This window comes from Streptococcus mitis, from assembly GCF_001074635.1.
GTDB classification, from domain to species: domain Bacteria; phylum Bacillota; class Bacilli; order Lactobacillales; family Streptococcaceae; genus Streptococcus; species Streptococcus mitis_E.
The window spans coordinates 1-1,918 of the sequence record NZ_JUQO01000171.1; the positions used below are offsets into that span (position 1 = coordinate 1).

2 protein-coding genes are annotated in these 1,918 nt (G+C 41.4%); both read right to left on the bottom strand.

Annotated elements, in window-relative coordinates:
• Positions 1-54 precede the first annotated feature (54 nt).
• On the bottom strand, positions 55-312 hold the full coding sequence (locus ADI58_RS07150; protein WP_049522002.1) for a DUF896 family protein: 258 nt from the start codon (positions 310-312) through the stop codon (positions 55-57).
• A gap of 42 nt (positions 313-354) precedes the next feature.
• The coding region (gene glyS / locus ADI58_RS07155; protein ID WP_049522003.1) for a glycine--tRNA ligase subunit beta at positions 355-1,918 on the bottom strand (1,564 nt) is incomplete at its 5' end.

The window sequence follows — 1,918 nt, forward strand, 5'->3', positions numbered from 1 at the left end:
GAGTACGGCAAGGTGAAGCTGACGTGGTTTGAATTTGATTTTCGAAGAGTATTATTATGAATTTGGGTCATCAAGACTACGGCCATGTAATCCTTTTTCACGTTGTACCTGACGTAGTTTTTCTGGTGTAACATCGTTTCCTTCTTCGTCTACAATTTTGATCCCTTCAATGTGGTGACGAACAGTGCGACGATAACCTTCGATGTACTCCTCACGTAGTTTGGCTTGTTCCACTTTTTCTTCCGGTGTCAAGCCTTCTGCTTTTTTCTTTTTAGCTAGCTCGTTAATACGATCAATTTTTTTAGGATCCATGTTTCTCTCCTTTATGATAAGATTTAATCCGTTTAACAGATTTTATTTAGTGTTAATTTGGTTAAAACGAGCAAGCTTTGCTGCTTTTTGAGTTAAATGAGACAAGATTGCCAAACGATTTTGACGGACTGCTTCATTTTCAGCCATAACCATGGTATTCTCAAAGAAAGCATCAATGACTGGGCTAAGAGCAAAGAGTTGTTTCAATTGCTGACTGGCAGTCCCAGACAAAACGAGTGATTCTACTGCTTCTGCCAAGGTTTTCTCTTCTTCATTCTCAAAGAGAGCTGAATCAACTGTAGCAACTCCTTCTGCCTTCTCAGCCAAGTTAAAGGCACGAGAAAGTGATTCAACAGATGGTTTAAAGTCTTCTTTCTTGCTTGCTTCTACGAGAGCACTTGCTGCTTCCAACATATCCGCCACAACAAAGTTTGAACCTGCAAGAACGGCTTCCTTGATATCTTTTGGAGTAGATCCCATCATCTTATCAACACGAGCCTTGATAAAGTCCATAACCTCTGGCTTATTTTCATAAGTCAAGCTGTCAAATTTCAAAGCATAAAGGCTATCAATCAACTCATCCATAGCAATGTGCCAACCAAAGGCATCCAAGATACGAACCACACCTTGCGTCGCACGACGAAGGGCATAAGGGTCATTAGAACCTGATGGAATCAAGCCTACTGAGAAGAAACTCAAAATCGTATCCAATTTGTCTGCAATGGCTAGAATGGCTCCAACCTTGCTCTCTGGAAGTTCTCCTTCGGCTGATGTAGGCATGTAGTGTTCACGAATAGCAGCTGCTACCGCTGGAGTTTCCCCAGCAAGAAGGGCATATTTTTCACCCATAATTCCTTGGAGCTCGTCAAACTCACCAACCATACCTGTCAACAAGTCAAACTTGTAAATGGCTGCTGCACGAGCTAAGTCAATCGTTTCATCCGCTGACAAACCAGCTTTTTCTGCCAAGAGAATAGCAATCTGCCCCGTACGAATCATGTGTTCACGAAGGGAACCAATTTTCTCATGGAAGGTGACATTGTTTAATTTTTCAACAAGGTCTGAAATAACCAATTTTTGGTCTTCACGCCAGAAGAATTCTCCGTCTTCCAAACGGGCAACTAAAACTTTTTCGTTACCCTTGATGACATTTTCCAAATGCTCTGCATTTCCATTACGGACAGAAATAAAGTTTGGCAAGAGTTTACCATCTTGATCACGAACAACAAAGTAACGTTGGTGTTCTTTCATTGAAGTCACCAAAACTTCTTCTGGAACTTCAAGGTATTTGGCATCAAAACTTCCCATAAAGGCAGTTGGGTATTCAACCAAGTTCAAGACTTCATTAAGCAAGTCCGCATCAATTTCGATATGTACACCATGCTCAGCTTCGATTGCTTTAATCTGGTCAACAATCATTTGCTCACGTTCGCGTGGATCTGCGATTACAAACTGACGACGAAGGTCTTCTTCATAGCTCAAAGCTGACTGAATCTTGGTTTCTTGTCCTAAGAAACGATGGCCACGGCTCACACGACCTCCCTTGATATCAAGGAAATCCAAATCAAACTCTTCTTCATCTAAAAGAACAGTTAAAGTGTGAACA

What these genes read in the sequence shown, in the direction of transcription:
- ADI58_RS07150 (WP_049522002.1), bottom strand. Translation starts at nt 312, where the DNA reads ATGGATCCTAAAAAAATTGATCGTATTAACGAGCTAGCTAAAAAGAAA.